This is a genomic window from Nocardia sp. NPDC050710 (assembly GCF_040654375.1).
Classification (GTDB): domain Bacteria; phylum Actinomycetota; class Actinomycetes; order Mycobacteriales; family Mycobacteriaceae; genus Nocardia.
In genome coordinates this window covers 1-23964 of sequence record NZ_JBFAHV010000009.1, presented here as the reverse complement: position 1 = coordinate 23964, position 23964 = coordinate 1, and the positions used below count along the sequence as shown (strand labels likewise).

Genomic DNA, 23964 nt, shown 5'->3' with positions numbered 1-23964 from the left:
GTCTGAGCACGCTTTTGGTGCGCAAGTGGTTGCCGGTGAAGTGCGCACTGGGCGGAGTGCGCGGATGATATGGGTCACGTTCAGGGTAGGGCCAGGAGCGGTCGTGAAGTTCAGTGCGAAGGATATGGTCGGTTCGGTGCAGCGGTTGATGGCTACTGCGCAGAACGGACTCGAGGTCATCCGCTTCGGCGGTTTGACCCATGATGTCGAAGCGTCGCCGTTCGAGGTGGTCGAGCGCAGACGCATGTATCGACTCCGCCACTATTTCCCCGACAATGCCGCGCCGGACCGTCCGGTCGCACTGCTCGTCCCGCCGCTGATGGTAAATGCCGATATCTGGGATGTGAACGGTGAGGCCGGCGCGGTCGGCATCCTGAACCGCGGCGGGATCGACTGCTGGGTGGTCGATTTCGGCTCACCCGCGACCGAAGAGGGCGGCTGGGAGCGCGATCTGGCCGACCACGTGGTCGCGGTGAACAGCGCTATCGACACCGTCACCGAGGCGACCGGTTCCAGCGTGCACCTGATGGGATACTCGCAGGGCGGCATGTTCGCCTACCAGACCGCCGCCTATCGCTACGGCAGGGGCGTGTCCAGCATCGTGACCTTCGGTAGCCCGGTCGACATCGTCGCGGGCATGCCGTTCGGGCTGCCCTATGGGCTGGTCTCCGATGTCGCGGACTTCCTGGCCGACCACGTCGTGACCCGGCTGCCGATTACCGATTCCATGGTGCGTCTCGGCTTCCAGATGCTGGATCCGGTCAAGACCGCCAAGTCTCGCATCGACTTCCTCCGGCAGTTGCACGACCGGGAGGCGCTGCTGCCCAAGGAGCGCCAGCGCCGCTTCCTCAATAGCGACGGCTGGGTCGGCTACGCCGGGCCCGCGGCTGCGGATCTGCTCAAACAGTTCGTCGCGCACAATCGGATGATGCTGGGCGGCTTCGTCATTCGCGATCAGCCGATCTCGCTGGCCGAGCTGAAGTGCCCGATCCTGGCGTTCGTCGGTGAGGTCGACGATATCGGTCAGCCCGCGGCGGTGCGCGGTATCGTGCGGGCGGCGCCCAATGCCGAGGTGTACGAGGCCAGTCTGGTGGCCGGGCATTTCGGTCTGGTGGCGGGCAGCATGGCGACCAATCACACCTGGCCGCTGGTCCGGCAGTGGATCGACTGGATGGATCGGGACGAGACGCTGCCAGGGGAGATCATCCCGATGGCCGAACATGTGCCGACCACGGGTCCGCGCACCGCGGCCACCCGGGTGGTGCACGCCGCCGCGACATTGGCCGAGGCGGGCACCGGGTTCGGCAAGGCGCTGGAGGGGATCGCGAGTAATACCGTGCGCGGCTCGGTCGAGCTGGCCGGTGAGGCCGCCCGAGCCCTGCCGCGGCTGACCCGGCTCGGCATGATCCAGCCCAACACCCGGATTTCGCTGGGCCGCTTGGTCGCCGAGCAGGCCGAGCGCGCGCCGCAGGGCGAATGCTTCCTCTTCGACGACCGGGTGCACACCAATGCCGCGGTCAAGACCCGCATCGATAACGTGGTGCGCGGGCTCATATCGGTCGGCATCCGTCCCGCCAACCGGATTGGCGTGGTGATGGAGACCCGGCCGAGCGCGCTGGCCACGGTCGCGGCGCTGTCACGGATCGGTGCGGTAGCGGTATTGCTGGCCCCGGGCAGCGAACTGGATCGGGCCGTGGAGCTCACCGGCATTCATACCGTCATCGCGGATCCGGAGAACCTGCGGTATGCCGCGGCAACCGGCGCCCGGGTGCTGGTACTCGGCGGCGGGGATGCGCGCGGGCTCGATATTCCGGTGAGCGACAAGGTGATCGACCTCGAGCAGATCGATCCCACCCAGGTGCGGCTGCCCGCGTGGTTCCGGCCGGATCCCGGCCTGGCCCGGGAACTCGCCTTCATGCTGGTCACCGGCACCGGCGACCGGTTGGAGATCAAATACATCACCAACCACCGCTGGGCGCTGTCCGCATTCGGCACCGCGACCACAGCCGATCTGGATCGTCGCGATACGGTGTACTGCCTTGCGCCGCTGCATCATTCGTCCGGGCTGCTGGTCAGCCTCGGCGGTGCCATCGCGGGCGGCAGCCGGATCGCGCTGGCCCGCTCGATGGATCCGGAGCGGTTCGCCGAGGAGGTGCACCGCTACGGCGTCACCGTGGTCACCTACACCTGGACCATGCTGCGCGACATCCTCGACGCCGAGGTCTTCCCAGCCGGGCACGCGCATCCCATCCGGTTGTTCATCGGCTCCGGCATGCCCGCGGGGCTGTGGCGGCGCACCACCGAACAGTTCGAACCAGCTCGGGTGCTGGAGTTCTACGCCTCCATCGAGGGCGACGTGGTGCTGGCCAATGTGACCGGCGCGAAGGCGGGTTGCAAGGGCAGGCCGGTGCCCGGCACCGCGAAGGTCGAGCTCGTCGCCTACGACCCGCTCGCCGAGCGCATTGCCACCGACGAATCCGGCTTCGCCCGTCGCTGTGCGGATAACGAGGTCGGCTTGCTGCTCGGCAGGGCCTCCGAGGGGGTGGACATCTCCGACGGCGGCCTGCGCGGGGTATTCACCGCGGGTGATTCCTGGATGCCGACGGAGAATCTGTTCCGCCGCGACAGCGATGGCGACTATTGGCTGGTGGATCGCACGGATACGGTGATGAAGACGCTGCGCGGCCCGGTCTACACCAAGCCGATCGTCGACACGCTCAACGACATCACCGCCGTCGATATGGAGGTCGCCTACGGCCTGCCGGCCGGCGGGCACACACTCGCGGTGGCAGCGGTGAGCGTGCGCACGGGCTTCCGGCTGGAGCCCAAGGATGTCACCGAGGCGTTGCGCGCCCTCGATCCCGATCAGCGGCCGGATCTGGTGTACGTGGTCGAGGGCATCCCACGCAGTTCCACCTACCGCCCGTCGACCCGCGCCGTGCAGGCCGCGGGCAGGCCGGAGCCGGGCCACGACACCTGGTGGTACAACCGCGAGTCCGACGCCTACGAAGTGCTCACCGCGGACGAGGCTGGGAAACTGCTCGGCGACTGATCCGATGTGATGGGCCGCGCCGGTGATGTCCCGGCGCGGTCGAATCGTGTTGCCGAGTAGCGGCTTCACCAGGGCGGAACAGCGTCGCCGTGTGCGAGATGGATTCTGGCCGTAGCATCCGAGTGTGTGGACGATGTCCAACCGACTCTCGGGGATGCTGTGAGAACAAGCCTTATCTACCGCAACCGGACGACCTACGAGGCGCTGATGCGGGGACTGTACGGCCGGCACTACGCGGCTCGGTTCCGGGCCATCGCGGAACTGGTTCCGGATGGAGCCGCCGTGGTCGACGTGTGTTGCGGGCCCGCGACGCTGTACACCCACTATCTGCGCGCGAAATCCGTCGATTACACGGGCCTGGATCTCAACGAGGGTTTCGTCGAACGACTCATCGCGGCGGGCGGACACGGCCGGGTGTGGAATCTGCACTCCGATACCCCGCTGCCGACCGCGGAGTACGTCATCATGCAGGCCAGCCTGTACCACTTCCTGCCTGAGCCCGCGCACGTCCTGGATCGCATGCTGGCCGCGGCGGGTAAGCAGGTGATCATCTCCGAACCCATCCGCAATCTGGCCACCAGTAACAGCCGGGTGCTCGCCGCGATCGCCCGCCGCTTCACCGACGCGGGCGACGGCGCGCAGCGACACCGGTTCACCGAGGCCACCTTGGACGACCTGTTCCGTGACTACGACGCGCGGGTGGCGCAGCGGGCGGTGATCGCGGGTGGGCGGGAGAAGCTGTACGTCCTGACGGCCTAGACGGTGAAGGCCGTGACAGCCTCGACCACCCGCGCCACCTGCGCGTCGCTCAGGTCGGGCCACAGCGGCAGCCGCACCACCGTGCCGGAGAACTCGGCGCTGCGCACACAAGGCACCGGGGTGCGGCCCAGCTTGAGTCCTGCCGGGCTGGAATCCAGTGGCACGTAGTGGAAGGGCGCGGAGATGCCGCGGGCGCCGAGGTGCGCGATCAGGTCGTCTCGGCGCTGTTCGGTGGGTGTGCGCAGGTAGTACAGGTGGGCGGTGTGCTCGCGGTCCGCGGGCACCCGCATGAGCCGGATATCGTTGCGGGCGGCCCAGTCGGGCAGCGCGGCGGCGTAGGCGTCCCACACGCGGTGCCTGCCCGCCTGGATGGTGTCGAACTCGTCCAGTTGAGCGTCCAGCACCGCGGCGTTCAGCTCGCTGGGCAGGTAACTGGAGCCGATGTCCTGCCACGAGTACTTATCCACCGCGCCGCGCAGGAAACGGGCGCGGTCGGTGCCTTTTTCCCGAATGATCTCGGCGCGCGCCATCAGGATCTCGTCGGTGAGCAGCAGCGCGCCACCCTCACCGCAGTGCACGTTCTTGGTGTCGTGGAAGCTGAGCGAGCCCATGGTGCCGATGGTGCCGAGACGCTGGCCGCGCCAGGTGCCGCCGAGCCCGTGGGCATTGTCCTCGACAACGGCGAAACCGTGCGTGTTCGCCAAGGCCAGCAGCCGGTCCATATCGGCGGCGACACCGCCGTAGTGGATGACGACCACGGCCTTGGTCCGCTCGGTCACCACCGCCGCGACGGCTTCCGGATCCAGATTGCCGGTCTCCGGGTCGATATCGGCGAACACACAGGTGGCCCCGCGCAGCGCCATGGCGGTCGCGGTCGAGGTGAACGCGAAGCTCGGCACGATCACTTCGTCGTCCGGACCGAGCTCGAGCAACAATCCGGCCATTTCCAGGGCCGAGGTGCACGAGGTGGTCAGCAGTGCGTGCGGTGCGCCGGTGATGGTCTTCAGTTTCGCGGTCGCCGCCGCGGTGAACTGCCCGTCGCCGTGGCTGTGGTCGGAGGCCAGCACGGCCTCCAGATTGGCGAGTTCGCGGCGCGCCCGGAACGGGCGGCTGAAGATGACGCGGTCAGTGCTCAAGCGGGTCGGTCCCCCTGCTGGCGGCGGTCGTGGACAGTTCCCGGCTTTCGGCTGCGGTCGCGGGGCCCTGCGTGGTTACGCAGGCTACCTCCTCCTGACCGGTGCCACCTGCCGGGCGCGGTGTCGGTGTTTCGACGGTCAGGTAGAGCGGTTTGCCCACGAGAATATGCAACGCCACCCCGAGGTATTCGGCGATGAGGCCGAGGGAGAACAGGATCGCGCCCGAACACAGCAGCAGTACCACGATGGTGGAGGCCCAGCCTTCGGGCGCCCAGTCGTCGGCGGTCAGTGCCTCGTAGACGACCACCCCGGCCATCACGGCCCCGCCGAGCGCCAGCGTCACACCCAGCAGGCTGACCAGCCGCAGCCCGCGGGTTCCGCTACACAGCACCATCTTCCAGAACAGCGAGAACAGGCGCCGATAGTTGTAGCCGGACTCCTCGCGACCCTCGGCCCGCAGCACCACCGGCACCTGGGCGACCCGGCCGACCACCCAGGTCAGCGCGACGTCGAGGTACACACCGTTGGAGGCGACTTCGGCGAGCTGGCGGCCGATATCGCCGCGGATCAGCCGGTAACTCTCGAATCGGGTGGAATCCGGGAACGCGAAGACCGTGGCGAGCACCAATTTGGCGCCGCGCGAGGTGATATTGCGCAGGAAACCGTGCGGGCGGGTATTGGTCGGCTTCGAATAGACCAGATCGGCGCGTTCGGCCAGCGCGGCGTCCAGGAAGGTGCCGATGAACGCCGGATCGTGCTGGCCGTCCTCGTCCAGCGTGACGATCCAATCGCCCTTGGCCGCGGACATTCCGGCAATGGTCGCCGCGTCCTGGCCGAAGTTGCGGCTGAGCCAGACGGTGCGCACCTCGTCGTAGGTCCGCTCCAGTTCCTGCAGCACCACATCGGACCGGTCCGGCCCGTTGTCGTGTACCAGGATGATCTCTTCCACGACGAACGGGGTCCCCGAGGGAGTCGCACCGTTCGTGGTCAACCGGTGCAGTTCGGCGACCAGTCCGCCGATGGTGTCCTCGCCCCGGTACACCGGTACGACGACGGAGATCGCGTGCGGCCGGTCGGCGCCGGGCCTGCTCGGGCGACCGTTCGACGCGACCTCGGCGGAACGGTACGGGCGTGTGGAGGGAATCGGCATCAGCTGGATCGACTTTCGATGACGGTGCGTGCCGGAATTCCCCGCTGGACAGCAGAGCCCGAGCCGCCGTGAACCTTAGCACGGTGCCGATGGGCGTTTCCGGAGCAGATCATCACACCATCATCATGGCGTCCAGGATCGCTGCCAAGCACCGCGGTGCCCTGTAGGGTTTGGAACTCGTGACGGATAGTGCAGTACCTACCCCCGCGCGCGCGGGCCGCTCCGTGGTCACACCGGAGACCGCCTCCGAATCCGATCCGCATGTCACCGAACGCGATTCGCGTCGCGAGGTGCTGCGGTGGGGCGCGGTCACCGCGCTCGGCGTGATCGCGGGATACGTCGCGGTACTGCTCGCCAATGCCAGGCATTTCTTCACCGACGACACCGAATCCCAGTACACCTCGCTGTGGGTGGGACTCGGGCGGTCGCTGCGGGACGGAAATTTTCCGGTAATGGTGCCCGAACAGTGGATGTCGGGTAACAACACGATGGATGACGCGGGGCTGTTCAATCCGCCCCAGCTGTTGATCGATCTGATCGCGCCGTCGGTGGACAATGTGGCGCTGTACGCGACCGTCGTCAAGCTGATCTTCTCGATCATCGCCGCGCTCGGCGTCTACCGGATCTGCCTGGCCTACGGTGGCCGGGCGTCCTGGGCCGCGGTGGCCGGGGTGGCCTTCCCGCTCTCCGGATTCTTCCTGTTCTTCGACGAGGCCAGCTGGATGACGGCGTTGACCGGCACCGCGTGGCTGGTGCACGCGTGGGCGTCGTCGGTGCGCTATGCCCGCGGCCAGGGCGGTCCGATCCCGGTTTTCGTATTCCTCTACCTGACCATCTCCACCCAGTACATCTTCCCGGCGGTCGAGGCCGCGCTGATGCTGTTCGCGGTGGCCGTCGGCGAACTTGTCCACCAACGCAAATGGCGGCCGGTGATGCGGCTGACTGTGGCCGCGGGTTGCGCCGGACTCGCCGGCCTGCTGACCTTCCTGCCCAGCATGCTCTCGGCGAAGGTGACCTGGCGCGGCACCGCCCAGATCATCAACGACCAATTCCTGACGGTGCCGTGGTCGGAGTCGCTGAACGCCAGCCTGCCCAGCTCATTGCCCGCGTTCACCTCGTGGTGGGGCTATGTGCAGCCGATGCCGGTCACCTATATCGCCTGGTTCCTGATCCCGGCACTGGCCTTCATCGACTGGGACAGGGCGCGCGAATCCTGGCGCGAACTCACCGCGGTCGCGCTGTTCTCGATTCTGATGTTGATGTGGACCGCTGGACCCGGTTCGATCGGGCCGCTGCGCTGGCCGGTCCGGGTGCTGCCGATGCTCGCGATCGGGTCGCTGGTGCTGGTCTGCGTACTGCTCGGGCGTTACGGCACCTTCCGCGACCTGAAGAACCGCGGTATCGCCGCCGCGGTACTGATCGGGCTGCTGTGGGTGCGGACATTCTCCGCCGACCCGCACGACGTGCTCTGGCATGTGCTCGCGGCCGCCGGTATCGCGGCGCTGGGCGCCGGGGTGGTTTACCTGGGACGTACCCGCGGGATCGCCACCGCCTGCGTGCTGACCATCGTCGCGATGTTCCCGATCGCCTACTTCCAGGTCAGCGCCGCTCAGCCGACCCCGATGGCGTGGAATCTGCCGGTCCATCGCTCCGAGGCGAAGGCCGCCTTCCCGGATTTCGCGGGCACCACCATCCAGTTGGGTGATCGCGGTCTGCTGCAACCCGGCGACAAGAGCCTCGACGGCGCCTACGGTTCGCTCGTCTTCGGCAATTACGCCAGAGGTCTGGAACTGAATTACGTCAACGGCTACACCCCGACCGGACACTTCTATTTCGGTGAGCTGCTGTGTATGCGCTGGGACAGCAGTGTCTGCCCGGACGCCTTCCGCAGGATGTTCGCACCGGAGTCGAGTACCGGGCGAGCGCTGGTCGACTTGATGAAATTGGACCGCGTGGTGCTCCAGCGTGCGCTGTTCCCGGACGCGCACACCCGGCCGGCGCCCGACGGGTGGCAGTGGGTCGACTATCCGGGCCACGAGAAGTACATCTCGGTGCTGGAGCGGGTGAACGGCCCGATCTCGACGGTGAACGGCCGCGTCGCCGACGCGAAGGATGTGACCGCGACATCGATCTCCGAGACCGACACGACCAGCCGGGTGCGCGTGTCCTCTTCGAACGGCGGCCGGATCGTCTTCGCGCGGCTGGGCTGGCCGGGCTACCGGGCCACCCTGAACGGCGACTCGATCTCGTTCACCACTGTGGCCAAGTCCTTTGTCGCCGTGAATATCCCGGCGGGCACCACGGATGCCGAACTGGTCCTGACCTGGCGACCGCCGGGCTGGAAGGTCGGCATCGCCACCATGGCGGCCGGGCTGGTCGGCATCGGCGTGCTGCAGTGGCTGTACGTGCGGTCGCGGCGACGCGATACGGACACGCCCGGCGACGATCCCGTGCCCGGTGAGCCCGAACGCGAACTGGCGGACGTCGTCTCGTGACCGCGGGCCCGGTGGCTCGGATCGAGCCGCCGGGCGCCGAGACATCGGGTGGTGTCGATCATCGGGTGCGGCACTGTAGGGTCTGGAACTCGTGGTGGAAAGCAGCGCCCCCGCCCGGCGGGATGTATACAAGTGGGGTCTCATAACCGCACTCGGTGTCATTGCGGGATATGTCGCCGTTCTCTTCGCCAACGTCCGGCATTTCTATACCGACGACACCGAATCGCAGTACGCCCCGCTATGGGTGATGCTCGGCCGGAATCTGCGCGACGGCCAGTTCCCCACGGTGGTTCCCGAGCACTGGATGGCGGGCAACTACGCCATCGAGGAGGCGGGTCTGCTGAACCCGCCGCAGCTGCTGATCGATCTGATCGCGCCCTCGGTCGACAATGTCGCGCTCTACGCCACCCTGATCAAACTGATCTTCGCGATCATTCTCGGGCTGGGCGTCTACCGGATCTGCAAGGAGTACGGGGCCGCGCTGCCGTGGGCCGCGGTCGCCGGCATCTCGATTCCGTTCACCGGCTGGCTGCTGTTCTTCGACGAGGCCAGCTGGTACACCGCCTTCACCGGCACCGCGTGGATGGTGCAGGCGTGGGCCTCCGGCGTGCGGTACGCGCGCGGACGCGGCGGCCCGATTCCCACCTTCGTCTTCCTGTACCTGGCCATCTCGGTGCAGTACATCTTCCCGGCCGTGGAGGCGGGTCTGATGATCGGCGCGGTCGCCGTCGGGGAACTCGTCTACCAGCGCAGGTGGCAGCCGTCGCTGCGGTTGCTCGCGGTCTCGGCCTGCGCGGCGGTGGTCGGGCTGGCGACCTATCTGCCCAGCATGCTGTCGGCGAAGGTGACCTGGCGCGGCACCGCCCAGATCAATAACGACCAATTCCTGACCGTGCCGTGGTCGGAGTCGCTCAATGCCAGCCTGCCGAGCACGTTGCCCGCCTACAACTCCTGGTGGGGTTATGTGCAACCGCTCCCGGTGGTCTACATCGCCTGGTTCCTGATCCCGGCGCTGGCCTTCATCGACTGGCGCAAGGTGCGTGAGAACTGGCGGGAGTTCACCGCGATCGCGCTCTTCGCGATCATGGCGCTGATGTGGACCGCGGGCCCCGGCACCATCGGTCCGCTGCGTTGGCCCGCCCGGGTGCTGCCGATGCTGGCGCTGGGTCTGCTGGTGCTGGTCTGCGTATTGCTCGGGCGCTACGCGACCTTCCAGAACCGGCGACAGCGCGGTATCGCGGCGGCGGTGCTGATCGCGTTGCTGTGGCTGCGGTCCTTCTCGGCGGCGCCGAACGAAGTGGTGTGGCATGCGGTCTCGGCCGTCGGCATCGCGGCGCTCGGTGCGGCGGTGGTGTGGCTCGGGCTGCGTCGCGGTACCGCGGCGGCTTGTGCGCTGGTCATCGTCTCGGCCTTCCCGATCGCGTTCCTGCAGGTGCGTGCCGCGCAGCCGACGCCGATGAGCTGGAACCTGCCGGAGCGGCGCTCCGAGATGAAGGCGGCCTTCCCCGATTTCGCGGGCACCACATTGCAATTGGGTGACCGCGGGCTGATCCCGCCGGGGGAGCGGACGCTGGATGGCGCCTACGGCTCGCTGGTCTTCGGCAATTACGCCAAGGATCTGGAGCTGACCTACGTTAGCGGCTACACGCCGAACGGGCACTACTGGTTCGGCGAGATGCTGTGCATGCGCTGGGACACCAGCGTCTGCCCGGACGCCTACCGCCGTGCCTTCGCGGTGGAGCCGTCTACCGGCAAGACCATTGTCGATCTGATGAAGGTGGACCGGGTGGTGCTGCAGAAGGCGCTGTACCCGGATGCGGGCACCCAGCCCCCGCCGTCGGGCTGGCAGTGGGCTGCCTACCCGGGGCATGAGAAGTACATCGCGGTGCTGGAGCGCGAGGATGGGCTGCTGTCCACCCGGAACGGCCGCGTCGCCGCCGTGGCGGGCGGCACGGCGACCTCGGTTTCGGAAACGAACCAGACCAGTCGGGTGCGGGTGTCGTCGGAGAACGGCGGCCGGGTGGTATTCGCGCGGCTGGGCTGGCCGGGCTACCGGGTGACGCTGAACGGTCGCGAGATCCCGTTCCAGGCGGTCGCGAAAACCTTCGTCGCCGTGGACATTCCGGCCGGAACCACCAACGGCGATCTGGAACTGGCCTGGCACCCACCGGGCTGGAAGATCGGTGGGGCCGCCGGACTGCTCGGGGTGCTCGGAGCCGGTGCGTTGCAGTGGGTCTACCTACGCGGCAGGCGAGGCGACGACGAGCCCGAGGGTGATACGCCCGCCTCGCCGGGTGCCGACAGCCCGGCACCCGATCTCGCGGGCGCGATCCGGTGAGCGCCCAACATCTCGGCGGCGAGGCGGGAGCCCACGCGGGGGCGACCGGAACCGAGGATCCGGGCCCGCTGCTGCGCCTGGTGCGGCGGCAGGAACTCGCCTTCGCGGTGGTCGGCGGCTTCAATACCGCGCTCGGCATGACGTTGACGGTGGCCTGGCTGTCGGTGCTCGGCCCGCATACGCCGCCCTCGGTCGCGGTGGTGCTCGCCTACGCCATCAGCATCGTGGTCGCCTTCGTCCTGCATCGCACGCTGGTATTCCGGGTGCGCGGGCACGTGATGCGCGATTTCCTGCGCTTCGTCGCGGTGAATTCCGGTGGCCTGCTGCTGAATGTGGTGCTGCTCGAGCTGGCGGTCACGGTGCTGCACTTCCCGGACAAACCGGCGGCCGTTGTGGTGATGGGGCTGGTCGCGGTGGCCAGTTTCTTCGGCCACCGCTACATCTCGTTCCACCGTCCGGCCCCGGTAGCGGCGGACGGTTCCCGGCCGACCCGGTCCGCCGGGTAGGTTATCGGTCATGCCGGACGAAACCGCCTTGGACGCCACCCTGTTGAGCCTGCTCGCCTGCCCGCAGGACAAGGGTCCACTGCTGCTGGTGCGCGCCGACGACGGCAGCAGCCTGCTCTACAACCCGCGCCTGCGCCGCGCCTACCCGATCGAGAACGGTATCCCCGTCCTGCTGATCGACGAGGGCCGCGACGTCACCGACGCCGAGCACGCGGCCTTCACCGCCACCGGCGCCTGAGCACGCACCGGCGTGACATCGTGCCGGTGACTCGGGGCGGCCGCGTTCAGCGGTGGCCCCGAAACGGCGACTCGTCCGCTCGCTCGGTCGGGATGTTCAGCGGCTCGGTGAGATAGCGCTGCAAGGTGGGACCGACCATGGCGACGAGGTCGGGGATGGGCATGGAGGCGATCGGCTCGACGCCGATGATCTTGCGGGCCACCAGGACTCCCATCATCTGCGAGCCCACCAGGGAAACCCGGAGGCGACCGTCGTCGTCGGGCGTGGTGATGCGCTGGCGGACGCGTTCGAGCACGACCTCCATCACGAATGTGCGCGCCAGCGCCGGATCGCCGCCCGTCAGCATGCTCCGTACCATGGCGACAATGCCCGGACCGGCGGGCGAATCCCAGACGGACACGATCGTCCGCAAGATGGTTTCGCCCAGCTGCTCCAATGGCGCGGCCTCGATGATTCGCAGCGTCGCTTCCGGGTCGACCGGCAGTTCGACGACCGCGGCGAACAGCTGCTGTTTGGTCCCGAAGTAGTGGTGCACCAGCGCCGGATCGACCCCGGCGTCGGCGGCCACCGCGCGGATCGAGGTCTTGTCGAATCCGCCCTGGGCGAATCGGGCGCGGGCCGCGGCGAGTATGGCCGCACGCGCACCGGATTGCCCTGGCCTGCGCCCGGACCGGGTGGGTCTGTCGTCGGCGGAGTCCGCCCCGGCGCTGCCCACGCCATTGCGCCGTTGTGCTCCGGACTCGTCGAGCGGCCCCGCGCTCATGCGGTGCGCCGTCGTAGCGTGGCCGCGCCCAGTCCCAGCGCGACGATCGCGAAGGCCGCGACGATGGCGATATCGCGCCACATTTCGGCGGTCGGCTCCGGATTCTCCGAAACCTGTTGCAGCGCGTCGACGGCGTAGCTCAACGGCATCACATTGCTGATCGGCTGCAACCAGTCGGGCAGCTGATCACGCGGAACGAGTAGGCCGCACAGGAAGATCTGCGGCGCCACCACCAACGGCATGAACTGCACGGCCTGGAATTCGGTGCGGGCGAAGGCGCTGGCCAGCAGGCCGAGCGCGACACCGCAGATCGCGTCGACCACCGCGATCAGCACCACCCAGGCGGGGCTGCCCGCGGCATCGAGCCCGAGCAACCCGAAGGAGACCAGGCACGCCACCAACGCCTGCGCGGCGGCGGCAAGGGAGAAGGCGGTGCCGTAACCGGCCAGCAGGTCGATCTTCGACAGCGGTGTGGTGAGCAGCCGCTCCAGGGTGCCCGACGTGCGTTCGCGCTGCATGGCGATCGCGGTGATCAGGAACATCACGATGAACGGCAGGATGCCGAGCATGCTCATGCCGACCCGGTCGAAGAGCGAGGGACCGTGTGGCGCGTGTGGCGCGTCCTGATAGATGAAGTACAGCAGCGTCATGAGCAGCGCGGGGACCACGAGAATCATGGCGATGGTGCGATGATCGTTGCGCAGCTGGCGCAGAATGCGTCCGGTGGTCGCCAGATAGGGGCGCAGAGCCGGGCGCGCGGGGGCGAGGGTGGCGGTCATGCTTTCGGTCCCATCGTGATGAGGGTGAGGAAGGCCTGTTCGAGGTTCTGCTCACCGGTCTGGGCGCGCAGTTCGTCGGGGCTGAGCTCGGCCAGTAGGTCGCCTTCGCGCATCAGCAGCAGCCGGTCGCAGTGTTCGGCCTCGTCCATCACGTGGCTGGAGACCAGCAGTGTGGTTCCGTTGGCGGCCAGCTCGTGGAATTGCTTCCACAAATCCACCCGCAGCACCGGGTCGAGTCCGACGGTGGGTTCGTCGAGGACGAGCAGATCCGGTTGGGCTACCAGGGCACAGGCCAGTGAGGCGCGGGTCATCTGTCCGCCGGAGAGTTCGTCACCGCGCTGACGTGCATGGTCGAGCAGGCCGACCGCGGCGATGGCGACATCGGTGTCATCACGGTCGCGGCCGTAGAGCGCCGCGTAGTAGGCGACGTTCTCGCGCACGCTGATATCGGGGTAGATGCTGGGCGCCTGGGTGACGTAGCCGATGCGCCTGCGCAGTTCGGGGGAGCCCGCCGCAAGTCCGAGTGCGGAGATCTCGCCGGACTCCACGATCTGGGTGCCGACGATGCTGCGCATGAGCGTGGTCTTGCCGCATCCGGACGGCCCGAGCAGACCGGTGATCGAGCCGCGCGGAATGGTCAGCGAAATATTGTGCAGGACTTCGCGTTTGCCGCGTCGGACGGTCAGGTTTCGTACCTCGACGGCAGCGGATGACGAGGGCTGCGACATGATCGCCTCAATTCATCGAGTGTTGAATTCACTGTGTGATGAATTTAGCGCGCCCAGCGCGTGCCGACAAGAGGTGGCCGTGCATCGGCGTCATGGTGCGGTGTGTCGACGGTGGCTGGGCGTGTCGGTCATGAATCGAAAGGTGCCGTCCGGGCGCGACCCCCGGCCGCGCCCAGTCCGGTCAGTGCCCGTGATGGGCAGGCTTCCCGGCACTCTGTCCCGGGTCGACCACCACGAATTGGCCCATCATTCCCTGGTCCTCATGCCACAGCAGATGGCAGTGATACATGTACGGCGAATTCGGATCGGCGGGTCCGTCGAACCGCATGGCCAGTCGGACGGTCGTGTTCGGCGGCACGAAGACGGTGTCCTTGGGTCCGGACAGTTCCGGTGGCGGCGGTGCGTCGTTCACGGTCAGTACCCGGAACTGCACATCGTGCACATGGAAGTTGTGCGGCATACCGTCGGCGTTCTGCACCACCCAGGTCTCGGCGCTGCCGCGGGTGACGGTCAGGTCGATGCGGTCCATGGCCATCGGCTGCTTATTGATTCCGGCCAGGTTCAACTCGAAGCGGCGCTCCTGAACCGAATCGGATCCGTCGGGGGTGGACGGGGCGGCCAAGGCCGCCGGGAGTGCGGGGGAGGGACGAAGGGTGGTTGCGGCGCGCAGTTCGAGCAGATCGAAACTGTCGTCCCCGCCCGAGAAGCGCTGGTTCCAGAAATCCAGACCGGCATCGAGTTCATTGCTGCGCAACACGGTTCGCTCACCGGGCTGCATCCGCACCACGATTTCCGCGCGTTCGCCCGGCGACAACTGGAGGCGATTCATCGTGATCGGACGCGGCATCAATCCACCGTCACTGCCGATGAGGGCGAACGAGCGATCGTCGGCGAATCCGAAGTTGTAGATGCGCGCGGTCGAGGCATTGAGCATTCGCAGCCGGACCAGTTCGTCGCCGACCTCACGGTAGGGGGCCAAGGTGCCGTTGACCATGGTCTGATCGCCGAGGAATCCGGCATTGCGGAAGATTCGGTGCGAGCTGTCCAATGCGGTGCCGTTGAACTTCACGTCCTGCACGATGACCGGCAGGTCGTCGACGCCGTAGTTGCTCGGCAGCGACAGGGATTCGGCGATCGCGTCATCGAGTAGGAACATGCCCGCCAGCCCGCGCCGAACGTGGGATTCGGTGGCGCCGTGTGGATGTGGGTGATACCAGAGCGTCGCCGCGGGTTGGTTCACGGTCCAGTGCGGTGTCCACTCGCCGCCCGCCCGCACCATCTGGTGCGGTCCGCCGTCCATCGCGGCGGGCAGGTGCATACCGTGCCAGTGCACGGTCGAATCCTCGGGCAGGCCATTGCGAATCCTGACCTCGACCCGCTCACCGCGCCGCGCGCGCAGCGTCGGACCGAGGTAATCGCCATTGAATCCCCATGTCTCGGTGAACTTTCCGGGCCGGAACTCCGTGCGGCCGGTCCGCATGTCGAGCTCGAAAATTCGGGTGCCGTCTGCCGCGACGGTGCCCGTCGCCAAGGGTGGAACAGTGAGTTCCTCGGTGAAATCCACACGTCCGACGGTGGATACGGTCGCGCTGGTGTACGTCCAGGTGACGCACCCGCCCACCGTGGCAAGCAGGAGCACCACCAACGAACCGATACCGAGTAATAAGCGCCGCCATAGACGCGACCGAGGAACCGAAGACATGGCATGAAGATAAGGTGCCGGACATCCGCCCACATCCGGGACCGTCCCCATTTCGGCCCCGGTCCACCCCTGATTCCGCGCCGCCGCCGGACGGTTCGGCATCGGGGTATCCGGGCGAAAGCTACTCGGTACCAGGCATATTCGCCGCCGGACGCGGTCAGTCGGCGAGTTCGGCGGTGGCCTGCTGTCCCGCCTCGGTGGTGCGGCGCAGGAAGTCCGCGATCAGTTCGAGCTGCTCCTGGGAGTATCGGTCACAGAGCTCGTCCATTCGGGTAGTCATGACGGAGAGCATCCGATACAGCTCGGGGTTGCGGTCGCGGGTGGCGCGGATCGTCACGGCACGGCGGTCGGTGGCCTCGGGGTCGCGTTCACGGGTGATCCAACCGCCGCGCTGCAGCCGGTCGAGGATGCCGGTCATGGTCGCCGGATGCAGGCCGGCCAGTTTGGCCAGGGCTCCGGGGCCGATCGGGCCGTGCCGGTTGATCAGGTCGAGGCAGCTCCAGTCCGCGTCCTTGAGTTCGACCTTCGCGCCGAACTGCCGATTCAGCAGGGAGAGCTGGATATTCAGGTCGCGCAGCGAATCCTTCACGGCGTTGACCGCGCGCCGGTGTGCCCGGCCGCCTTTTGTTACGTCTCCCATATTGTATGACTCTCAAATTAGTTGGTATGGTTTTCATATGATACGACGCCCGCAAGGAACGGCGTCGAAGGCATATCGAGTGACCAGGAGAAACATGCGCATCATTGTTTTCGGGGCCAATGGACCCACCGGCCGGCTGCTGACCGGCCAAGCCCTGGCCGTGGGCCACGACGTCGTCGCCGTCACTCGCAAGCCGGGGGAGTTCCCGCTGGAGCACGACCGATTGACCGTGTTCGGCGGTGACGCGCTCAGGGCGGATTCCGTCGAGACCGCGGTCGCGGGTGGGGACGCCGTACTCTCCGCGCTCGGCGTGCCGTACAGCAAGGAACCGATCACCACCTACTCCGCGGGTGTCGCCAATATCGTTGCGGCGATGCGCAAGTACGACGTGCGCCGGATCTCGGTGGTCTCCTCCAGCGCGGTCGATCCGAAGCCGTATCCGGACGCGGGGTTCCTCTTCAATCGGGTACTGCAGCCGTACATCACGCGGGTCATGGGCAAGTCGCTCTATGACGATATGCGCCGGATGGAGGCACTGCTCGAGGCGAGTGATCTCGACTGGACCATCGTGCGGCCGGGCGGACTGTACGAACTGCCCGCCGTCACCGACTACACGATGGTGGACGGATGGGCCGACGGGCGCTACACCGCCCGCGTCGACTTGGCCGCGGCGCTGCTCCGGTCGGCCGACGAGGACCGATTCATCCGGAAGGTGGTCAGTGTCGTCACGACGATCGACAATCCGAGCCTGTTCCAGCTGATCCGAACAGAGGCGCTCGGCAAGCATTGATTCGATGTGACTCAGGTCACCATGCCGGGCTGTCACGTCCGGCTCCGGTGGTTTGTCCCATGGTCGTCACCAACCCGGCGAACCGAATCGGTGACATCGACCAACGGGAGTGAACGCCATGAACGCCAACAACACCGAACACCGGATCGTCGTCCTCGGCGCGGGTTATACCGGCATGCTGGCCGCGATCCGGCTGGCCCGGCGGACCCGCAAGCTGAACGTGCGGATCACCTTGGTCAACCCGTCCGACCGGTTCACGGAGCGGCTGCGCATGCATCAGATCGCCGCGGGCCAGGAGCTCGCCGACCATCGGATCCCGAAGCTGCTGAACGGTACCGGCATCGAATTCGTCCAGGGCTGGGCCACCTCCATCGACACCGCGGCCCAGCGGGTCTACATCGACGGCACCGCGACACTGCACTATGACGAGCTGATCTACGCCCTGGGCAGCGGCACCGACACCTCGAAGGTGCCCGGTGCCGCCGATCACGCGTGGACCCTCAACGATCCGCGCACCGCGCACCGCTTCGCCGAACGACTCGCGGTGGTCGAGGCCAACGGCGGCCATATCGTGGTCTGCGGCGGCGGCTTGACCGGCATCGAGGCCGCGACCGAAATCGCCGAGCAGCACCCGGGATCGACGGTCACACTGGTCAGCAGCACCGAGCCCGGCGCGATGATGGGGCAGAAGGCGCGCGCCTACCTGAACACAGCCATGGACCGGCTCGGCATCGTCGGGGAGATCGGGCAGACCGTCACCAAGGTGCTGCCCGACGCGGTGGAACTCGCGGGCGGCGAACTGATCCCGGCCGACCTGACGCTGTGGACCACCGGCGTTCGCGTCTCCCCGCTGGCCACCCGCGCGGGCATCGACACCGACGAGCGCGGCCTCATCGTGGTGGACCAGACCCTGCGGTCGGTCTCGCACCCGAATATCCACGCCATCGGCGACGCGGCCGCGGTGCGCCAGGCATGGGGCCTGATCCACGGCACCTGTCAGTCGGGATTGCCGACCGCCGCCTATACCGCCGATGTCATCGCGCGGCAGTTGCGCGGGAAGAAGGTGCGGCCGTTCCGCTTCGGCTACTTCCACCAGCCGGTCAGCCTCGGGCGCAAGGACGCCGTCATCCAGTTCACCAAGGCCGACGACACCCCGGGCCGGCTCCACCTGACGGGGAAGGCGGCGGTCATGTACAAGGATGCCGTCAGCAGCAGCCCGGTGCCGACCTTCACCATGAGCAAGAAGATGACGGTGTCGGTCCAGCTGTCCAAGGGCGGCAAGGCCACCCGCGTGACCGCGTGACGCACGATTCGAAGCCGTCCGCCGCCCCACCCGGGCGGCCGCGGCCGTCATCCCGTCCGATTGCCGAATTCGGACCCGACTGTGGAGCATGGGCGCATGGTTGACGATATGCCCGGGCAGGATCCCTTCCTCGAGCACCGGAGGCTCCTGTTCGCCACCGCCTACCGGATGCTGGGCACCGTCACCGATGTCGAGGACATCCTGCAGGACGCCTGGTTGAAGTGGAACGACACCGATAAGTCGACGGTCCAGCATCCCAAGTCCTACCTGGTGCGCACGGTCACCAACCTGTCGCTGAACCGACTCACCTCCGCCAAAGCCACCCGCGAAACCTATGTCGGTCCCTGGCTCCCCGAACCACTGCTGACCACCGAATATCGCGGAGGAGACCGAGTTGGCCGACACCGTCTCCACCGCGATGCTGGTGGTGCTGGAGACCCTGAGTCCAGTCGAACGCGCGGTCTTCCTGTTGCGCGAGGTCTTCGGCTACTCCCACGCCGAGATCGCGGACACCCTGGACAAGCCCGAGGCCACCGTTCGGCAGATCGCGCACCGGGCCCGCGCGCACGTGCAGTCGCGACGCCCACGCTTCGATACCGACAAGGCCGAACGCGAACATGTCACCGAACAGTTCATGGCCGCGTGCGGGGGCGGCGACCTGAACGCGCTGATGGGTCTGCTCGCGCCCGACGTGACCTCCTGGTCCGACGGCGGCGGCGTGGTCACCGCGGCGTTGCGCCCGCTGTACGGCCCCGATCATGTGGCGCGCTGGCTCCTCGGTGTGCTGGCCAAGCCGACGGTCGCGGGCGTGGTCCTGTCGCCCGCGCATATCAACGGCGAACTCGGCGCGCTGGCCAGCATCGACGGCAACCCGGTCGCGGCCTTCACCTACGACATCGTCGACGGCCGCATCCAGAACCTGCGCTTCCAGGTCAATCCGAGCAAGCTCGGGGGGCTGTACATGGGCACCGACACCCTCGGATGAACCGGACCGATCGGAGGCCGAAGTGACCGGCGCGCTGGATCCCGGCCGCCGATCTACGCTTCTGCCGTGACCAGTCAGACCACGAAATCGAATGTGGATGGCGGGCAGGTTCGAGTCTCCACCCTGGAACTGTTCTTCGACCTCGTCTTCGTCTTCACCATCACCCAGTTGACCCACGTATTCACCCACCATCCGGGGTGGGAGGCCTTGGCGCAGGTGGTGCTGCTCTTCGGTGTCATCTGGTGGATGTACAGCGGATACGTCTGGCTCACCAACGAGGTGGCGCCGAACAATTCGCAGCGGCGCACTCTGCTGCTGACGGGCATGTTCGGGTTCTTCGTCCTCGCGCTCGCGATCCCCGACGCGTTCCATGGCACCGGCATCGCGTTCGGACTCGGCTATGTCCTGGTCAATAGCGTGCACACCGTGCTGTTCTGGAGCAGCGGAGGTTCCTCCGCGACGAACGCGATCAAACGCATCGCACCACTGAACGCGCTCGCGGCCGCATTGGTGCTGGCCGGCGGATTCGCGCACGGCCGGTGGCAATACCTGTGCTGGGCCGCCGCATTCGTGGTTCAGATATTGAGTCCGTACCTGGTCGACACCCGCGACTTCGTGGTGCGGGCTACTCACTTCTGTGAACGGCACGGCCTGGTCATCATCGTCGCCATCGGCGAATCGGTGGTCGCCATCGGCACCGGGCTGGCCGGGGAGAAGTTGACCGTGCCGCTGGTCGGCAATGTCGCGCTCGGCCTGTGCCTGGCGTATGTGCTGTGGTGGGCCTACTTCGGCATCGATGACGAACGCGGTGAGCACGCGCTGTCCGCGGTGTCGGACCGGGAACGGTCGCGGCCCGCCGTGCTCGCCTACGGATATGCGCTCTATCCGCTGCTGGTCGGCATCATCGTGGCGGCGGCGGGCATCAAAATGAGCATCGCGCACGGCGACGAGCCCGCCTCGATGGCGGCGGCCGCTGCGTTGTCCGGCGGCGTCGCACTGTATTTCACCGGACAGTTCTGTTTCCGCGTCGTGCTGAAATTGCCACGGCCGTGGACGCGGCTGGTCGCGGCAGCCGCGGTCTGCGCGACCATTCCGATCGGTATCGCGTGGGTGGCGTGGGCGCAGCTCGCGGCACTCGTCGCGGTCGGCTACGCGGCGGTGATCATCGATGATGTGATCACCCTGCGCACCGGTCATCACAGCAGCTACATCTGACCGGCGCTCGGCGGCCGTGGGACACCCGGCTGCGACCGGCCTCGACACCGAGAGCGGGAAATTGACCGCGCCCGAAGGCACCGGCCGCCGTATCCACCGCGGGCCCCATCGAGGACAATGATCGGCTGTGCATGCCGATCAACTCGCGGTCGAACCGCCCGTCGCGGCCCGGCGACTGCTCGGCTCGACACTGTGGTCCGGTCCGGTCGGGGTCCGGATCGTCGAGGTCGAGGCATACGGCGGGGATCCCTCGGGACCGTGGCCGGATCCCGCCTCCCACTCGGGGCGCGGGCGCACCAAGCGCAATGCGGTGATGTTCGGGCCTGCCGGGGTGCTGTACGTGTACCTCAGCTATGGCACGCACCTGTGTGTCAACGTGACGAGCGGGCCGGACGGAATTGCCAGTGCGGTGCTGGTGCGCTCCGGCGAGGTGATCGCCGGACAGGATGAGGCCCGAGCCCGGCGCGCCGCTGCCCGCTCCGACGCGGATCTGGCAAGGGGGCCGGGCAATCTCGGCAGTGCACTGGGAATCACGTTGAGCGACTACGGAACCGAGCTGTTCGACCCGTCCGCACCGATCCGGCTGGAGCTGAACGAGGCCGTCGATATCGCGGCAATCGCCAGCGGCCCGCGCGTCGGCGTGAGCGCCGCCGCGGACGTGCCGTGGCGATTCTGGCTCCCGTCCTCGCCCGCGGTCTCGGTCTACCGGCGCAGCCCGCGCGCCGCTCGCGCGACGGCGGAATCCGCGTGACATCCCCCGGGTAGAAGCGAATTCGGCGGCGAGCGATGAGTTCTCGCGGTGTGCCCCGTCCTATCCGGTGAACGCGCCACCGACCCGGCGCGACCGACCCGGAGGAAGAGCCACCATGACCGCCATCGCCGCGACCCCGCCCGCCGCCCGCCCCGGCCTGGCCATCGACCGAACGCTGTGGACCCTGCAGATCGTGCTCGGCTTGTTCTTCATCATCGCCTCGGCCATCCCGAAGTTCGTCGGCCAGGCCGATGCGGTGCGCATCTTCGGCGAGATAGGCATCGGCGCGTGGTTCATGTACTTCACCGGTCTGGTCGAGCTGGCCGGCGGCATCGGCCTATTGATCTACCGGCTGAGCGGGGCGGCCGCGGTCGGCCTGTCCATCACCACGGTCTGCGCCGCCGCTACCCAGGCGTTCATCCTCGACTCGCCCGCCGGGGCGATCTTCCCGCTGGTGCTGGCCGGGCTGTTCGCCTGGATCGCCTACCGGCGCCGCGACAGCATCGCCGCCCTGCGAGCGTTGGTTTCGCGCTGAACAGTTCGATGAACAACCGACGATCGGCGGCCGGACTGCCGGTCGTCGCGTTAGGTACTCCGGCGACGATCACTTGGTAATGGGTTGGGAGAGATCGTCCTCTGCGGCCAGCCGATCGGCGCCCGTGGTCGGGCCGCCGACCGGGTGATCAGCGCGGGTACCGACCCGCCGAAACGATCCGGGTCCGCCATGGAAAACCACTCGATCGTGGGTACGGCGGTCCATGACAATCAGTGGCGACCTGCGCATCGGCGCAGGACACGGGTGCGGAAAGATGGGACAGCGTGAGCGAACGAAGTGAGCGAACCACGTGTCGGCGCGCCTCGCGCATGCCGGTGCCGAGCGGCAGCGAGGCCCGGGCGTGAGCGGCGACATCATCGACGAACTGACCTGGCGCGGACTGCTCGCACAGTCCACCGACCTCGATGCCCTGCGCGCGGCGCTGGCCGACGGCCCGCTGACCCTGTACGCGGGTTTCGATCCGACCGCGGCCAGCCTGCACGCCGGACATCTGGTGCCGTTGCTGGCGCTGAAGCGGTTCCAGCGCGCCGGGCATCGGCCGATCGTGCTGGCAGGCGGCGCCACCGGACTCATCGGTGACCCGCGCGATGTCGGCGAGCGGACCTTGAACTCGACCGACACGGTGGCCGAGTGGGCTCAGCGGATCCGTTCGCAACTCGAGCGCTTCGTCGATCTGGACGACTCGCCGACCGGTGCGATCATCGCGAACAATATGGATTGGACCGGTCCGCTCTCGACCGTCGACTTCCTGCGCGATATCGGCAAGCACTTCTCGGTCAATGTGATGCTGGCGCGCGACACCGTCAAGCGTCGGCTGGACGGTGAGGGCATCTCCTACACCGAGTTCAGCTACATGCTTCTGCAGGCCAACGACTACGTGCAGCTGCGCCGCACCTACGGATGCAGGTTGCAGGTCGGCGGCTCCGATCAGTGGGGCAACATCATCGCGGGCGTCGAGTTGAACCGCCGCGTGGACGGCGAGTCCGTGCACGCGCTGACATTGCCGCTGGTGACCTCCGCCGACGGCAAGAAATTCGGCAAGTCCACCGGTGGCGGCAGCCTGTGGCTGGATCCCGAGATGACCAGCCCGTACGCCTGGTACCAGTACTTCGTGAATACCGCCGACGCGGATGTCATGCGCTACCTGCGCTGGTTCACCTTCCTCTCGCAGGAAGAACTGGCCGAGTTGGAGCAGGCGACCGACGAGCGGCCGCACGCGCGGGAGGCGCAGCGCAGGCTGGCCGCCGAAATGACGACATTGGTGCACGGCGAGGAGCACACCACGGCCGTGCAGCTGGCCAGCCAGGCATTGTTCGGCCGCGGCGAGCTGCGCGAGCTGAACGAATCGACGCTGGGCGCCGCGCTGCGGGAAACCGCGGTCGACGGCGCGGTCGCCGAGATTCGGGCGGGGGAGCCGAACACGATCGTCGATCTGCTGGTGGCGAGCGGGCTGTCCGAGAGCCGCGGCGCGGCCCGCCGGGCGGTGAACGAAGGCGGCGCGTACGTGAACAACCAGAAGGTCGCGGATCTGGAATGGACCCCCGAAGAGGGTGACTACCTGCACGGACGCTGGTTGGCGCTGCGTCGCGGGAAGCGGAATATCGCGGGCGTCCTCCGGGCCGAATCCTGATGATCTTGGTGGCTTGGGTCACATTTACGTGACCCAAGCCCGATTTCGGCCCTCCGGCAAGCCTCTGACCTGCGGAATTACAGGCGTGTAGTGCGGATTTGACGTTGCGTTCCCCGCCGCGTAACTTTATCCAGGTCAGAGCGACACGGACACCGACCCGGAGCCCAAACGCCCAGCTCAGAGGCTGGAAAGAGGGACCGGGAAACGAGGTAGGACGAGGAGCGCCTGACCAATATGTGAGAACACGGCTGGACCTCGGACGACCGAGCGTACTTGACTTCGCGAGGGCGGACGGTTAGGCTGGAAAAGTTGCCTCAAGAGAAGTGACCGGGTAGAAACCGGCACGGATGTGAGTGCGTGTGTTCTTTGAGAACTCAATAGTGTGTCGATGAATGTCAGTGCCAATTATTTATTGGTTCCGGCCTCTCACTCCCCGTGTGTAGGGGTC

The 23964-nt window shown here is 67.3% G+C and carries 20 protein-coding genes and 1 pseudogene; 14 read left to right on the top strand and 7 right to left on the bottom strand.

Translation table 11 applies throughout. The features are described from left to right. Window positions 1-64: 64 nt before the first annotated feature. Together AB0H61_RS17655 and AB0H61_RS17650 are read left to right on the top strand one after the other, a co-directional pair. Window positions 65-3052, top strand: a complete 2988-nt coding sequence (locus AB0H61_RS17655) for an acyl-CoA synthetase (RefSeq protein WP_357305295.1) — start codon at window positions 65-67, stop codon at window positions 3050-3052. A gap of 159 nt (window positions 3053-3211) precedes the next feature. Further along, window positions 3212-3811: a methionine biosynthesis protein MetW gene (locus AB0H61_RS17650; RefSeq protein ID WP_357305292.1), complete on the top strand. Its 600-nt coding sequence runs from the start codon at window positions 3212-3214 to the stop codon at window positions 3809-3811. On the opposite strand, the gene rffA is transcribed toward AB0H61_RS17650, so the two are convergent. Then, on the bottom strand, window positions 3808-4947 hold the full coding sequence (gene rffA, locus AB0H61_RS17645; RefSeq protein WP_357305289.1) for a dTDP-4-amino-4,6-dideoxygalactose transaminase: 1140 nt from the start codon (window positions 4945-4947) through the stop codon (window positions 3808-3810). The genes AB0H61_RS17650 and rffA overlap by 4 nt on opposite strands. Further along, complete coding sequence (locus AB0H61_RS17640) at window positions 4937-6097, bottom strand: glycosyltransferase family 2 protein (protein WP_357305286.1); 1161 nt, start codon at window positions 6095-6097, stop codon at window positions 4937-4939. Before AB0H61_RS17640 ends, rffA begins: the two co-directional genes overlap by 11 nt. Window positions 6098-6387: 290 nt before the next feature. On the opposite strand from AB0H61_RS17640, the gene AB0H61_RS17635 reads away from it, so the two are divergent. From AB0H61_RS17635 to AB0H61_RS17620, 4 genes are all read left to right on the top strand, one after another. Beyond that, window positions 6388-8592: a hypothetical protein gene (locus tag AB0H61_RS17635; RefSeq protein ID WP_357305860.1), complete on the top strand. Its 2205-nt coding sequence runs from the start codon at window positions 6388-6390 to the stop codon at window positions 8590-8592. Window positions 8593-8686: 94 nt separating this feature from the next. After that, window positions 8687-10930 (top strand): hypothetical protein, encoded by a 2244-nt coding sequence (locus AB0H61_RS17630; RefSeq protein WP_357305857.1) that lies wholly within the window; start codon window positions 8687-8689, stop codon window positions 10928-10930. Next, window positions 10927-11436: a GtrA family protein gene (locus AB0H61_RS17625; protein ID WP_357305283.1), complete on the top strand. Its 510-nt coding sequence runs from the start codon at window positions 10927-10929 to the stop codon at window positions 11434-11436. The genes AB0H61_RS17630 and AB0H61_RS17625 overlap by 4 nt, the downstream gene beginning before the upstream one ends. Before the next feature lie 10 nt (window positions 11437-11446). After that, window positions 11447-11674, top strand: coding sequence for a Trm112 family protein (locus tag AB0H61_RS17620; RefSeq protein WP_357305280.1), 228 nt, complete (start codon window positions 11447-11449; stop codon window positions 11672-11674). A 46-nt stretch (window positions 11675-11720) separates the two neighbouring features. Here the strand turns inward: AB0H61_RS17620 and AB0H61_RS17615 are convergent, their stop codons facing one another. From AB0H61_RS17615 to AB0H61_RS17595, 5 genes are all read right to left on the bottom strand, one after another. After that, window positions 11721-12437: a TetR family transcriptional regulator gene (locus tag AB0H61_RS17615; RefSeq protein WP_357305278.1), complete on the bottom strand. Its 717-nt coding sequence runs from the start codon at window positions 12435-12437 to the stop codon at window positions 11721-11723. Further along, window positions 12434-13216 carry an ABC transporter permease gene (locus tag AB0H61_RS17610; protein WP_357305275.1) on the bottom strand — a complete coding sequence of 261 codons (783 nt, stop codon included), beginning with the start codon at window positions 13214-13216 and terminating at the stop codon, window positions 12434-12436. Before AB0H61_RS17610 ends, AB0H61_RS17615 begins: the two co-directional genes overlap by 4 nt. After that, window positions 13213-13944, bottom strand: coding sequence for an ABC transporter ATP-binding protein (locus AB0H61_RS17605; protein ID WP_357305272.1), 732 nt, complete (start codon window positions 13942-13944; stop codon window positions 13213-13215). Before AB0H61_RS17605 ends, AB0H61_RS17610 begins: the two co-directional genes overlap by 4 nt. A 181-nt stretch (window positions 13945-14125) precedes the next feature. Then, window positions 14126-15646, bottom strand: a complete 1521-nt coding sequence (locus tag AB0H61_RS17600; RefSeq protein ID WP_357305270.1) for a multicopper oxidase domain-containing protein — start codon at window positions 15644-15646, stop codon at window positions 14126-14128. A gap of 157 nt (window positions 15647-15803) precedes the next feature. After that, window positions 15804-16286 carry a MarR family transcriptional regulator gene (locus AB0H61_RS17595; RefSeq protein WP_357305269.1) on the bottom strand — a complete coding sequence of 161 codons (483 nt, stop codon included), beginning with the start codon at window positions 16284-16286 and terminating at the stop codon, window positions 15804-15806. Between the two features lie 94 nt (window positions 16287-16380). Here AB0H61_RS17595 and AB0H61_RS17590 point away from each other — a divergent pair, with 94 nt between their 5' ends. The 8 genes and pseudogenes from AB0H61_RS17590 to tyrS all read left to right on the top strand — a co-directional run bounded on the left by AB0H61_RS17590 (window position 16381) and on the right by tyrS (window position 23516). Further along, on the top strand, window positions 16381-17076 hold the full coding sequence (locus AB0H61_RS17590) for an NAD(P)H-binding protein (protein WP_357305267.1): 696 nt from the start codon (window positions 16381-16383) through the stop codon (window positions 17074-17076). A 118-nt stretch (window positions 17077-17194) separates the two neighbouring features. Further along, window positions 17195-18379, top strand: coding sequence for an FAD-dependent oxidoreductase (locus AB0H61_RS17585; RefSeq protein WP_357305265.1), 1185 nt, complete (start codon window positions 17195-17197; stop codon window positions 18377-18379). Between the two features lie 96 nt (window positions 18380-18475). After that, window positions 18476-18637: pseudogene (locus AB0H61_RS17580) on the top strand (sigma factor); the annotation flags it as partial. Window positions 18638-18773: 136 nt separating this feature from the next. Further along, complete coding sequence (locus AB0H61_RS17575; RefSeq protein WP_357305263.1) at window positions 18774-19364, top strand: sigma factor-like helix-turn-helix DNA-binding protein; 591 nt, start codon at window positions 18774-18776, stop codon at window positions 19362-19364. Between the two features lie 66 nt (window positions 19365-19430). Then, a complete protein-coding gene (locus AB0H61_RS17570) occupies window positions 19431-20579 on the top strand; it encodes a low temperature requirement protein A (protein ID WP_357305261.1) in 1149 nt (382 codons plus the stop codon). A gap of 127 nt (window positions 20580-20706) precedes the next feature. Further along, window positions 20707-21330 carry a DNA-3-methyladenine glycosylase gene (locus AB0H61_RS17565; RefSeq protein WP_357305258.1) on the top strand — a complete coding sequence of 208 codons (624 nt, stop codon included), beginning with the start codon at window positions 20707-20709 and terminating at the stop codon, window positions 21328-21330. Between the two features lie 115 nt (window positions 21331-21445). Then, a complete protein-coding gene (locus tag AB0H61_RS17560) occupies window positions 21446-21865 on the top strand; it encodes a DoxX family protein (protein ID WP_357305255.1) in 420 nt (139 codons plus the stop codon). A 361-nt stretch (window positions 21866-22226) separates the two neighbouring features. Next, entirely contained in the window at window positions 22227-23516 is a 1290-nt protein-coding gene (gene tyrS / locus AB0H61_RS17555) for a tyrosine--tRNA ligase (protein ID WP_357305253.1), read from the top strand. The last annotated feature ends 448 nt before the right edge of the window (window positions 23517-23964 follow it).

Bases quoted from the DNA above. Each gene is read 5' to 3' on its own strand.
- AB0H61_RS17590 (WP_357305267.1), top strand. From the start codon at position 16,381: ATGCGCATCATTGTTTTCGGGGCCAATGGACCCACCGGCCGGCTGCTG.
- AB0H61_RS17610 (WP_357305275.1), bottom strand. From the start codon at position 13,216: ATGACCGCCACCCTCGCCCCCGCGCGCCCGGCTCTGCGCCCCTATCTG.
- AB0H61_RS17560 (WP_357305255.1), top strand. From the start codon at position 21,446: ATGACCGCCATCGCCGCGACCCCGCCCGCCGCCCGCCCCGGCCTGGCC.
- AB0H61_RS17605 (WP_357305272.1), bottom strand. From the start codon at position 13,944: ATGTCGCAGCCCTCGTCATCCGCTGCCGTCGAGGTACGAAACCTGACC.
- AB0H61_RS17595 (WP_357305269.1), bottom strand. From the start codon at position 16,286: ATGGGAGACGTAACAAAAGGCGGCCGGGCACACCGGCGCGCGGTCAAC.
- AB0H61_RS17585 (WP_357305265.1), top strand. From the start codon at position 17,195: ATGAACGCCAACAACACCGAACACCGGATCGTCGTCCTCGGCGCGGGT.
- AB0H61_RS17655 (WP_357305295.1), top strand. From the start codon at position 65: ATGATATGGGTCACGTTCAGGGTAGGGCCAGGAGCGGTCGTGAAGTTC.
- AB0H61_RS17640 (WP_357305286.1), bottom strand. From the start codon at position 6,097: ATGCCGATTCCCTCCACACGCCCGTACCGTTCCGCCGAGGTCGCGTCG.
- AB0H61_RS17600 (WP_357305270.1), bottom strand. From the start codon at position 15,646: ATGTCTTCGGTTCCTCGGTCGCGTCTATGGCGGCGCTTATTACTCGGT.
- AB0H61_RS17615 (WP_357305278.1), bottom strand. From the start codon at position 12,437: ATGAGCGCGGGGCCGCTCGACGAGTCCGGAGCACAACGGCGCAATGGC.
- AB0H61_RS17620 (WP_357305280.1), top strand. From the start codon at position 11,447: ATGCCGGACGAAACCGCCTTGGACGCCACCCTGTTGAGCCTGCTCGCC.